Here is a 391-nt window from a genome sequence, read left to right on the forward strand (position 1 = left end):
TTACATTTGCGCACGCCCTGAAATGCTATTCAAAGCAGTCATTGGAGCTAAATACCATGCGATGGCACGGGCTGCTAAGCAAAATGGTCAAAGATGTGCGCAATGCCTTTGGGCACCCCGTCATCTACAGGCGAAAGGACAACCAGCAATCTTCTCGGATTACAGCGATTGACGGCATCAAACATTCGGAATCGGACGCCGGTGGTAGAATACCTACCACAATTGCAAGAAAGGAACTTGATCTCCGCATCAATGACATTGGAGGCTTACCTCCAAAGCCTGAAGACAGCGTTGTTGTAGTGGCTCCTGAAACCACTGAAGACACCGCTCAGGAACACTTCACTGTCACTGATGTCCAAGCCGCTGAATCCGGTATGTATAAGCTTATCTT

At 48.6% G+C, this 391-nt stretch carries 1 protein-coding gene; it reads left to right on the plus strand.

From position 1 onward, the window contains the following. Positions 1 to 56: 56 nt before the first annotated feature. Positions 57 to 391, plus strand: a 335-nt coding sequence (locus tag J7R10_RS09450; protein WP_208436541.1) for a head-tail joining protein, incomplete at its 3' end; no start/stop codon positions are given.

This window comes from Bartonella vinsonii subsp. berkhoffii ATCC 51672, assembly GCF_902825225.1.
In the GTDB taxonomy this organism is placed as follows: domain Bacteria; phylum Pseudomonadota; class Alphaproteobacteria; order Rhizobiales; family Rhizobiaceae; genus Bartonella; species Bartonella berkhoffii.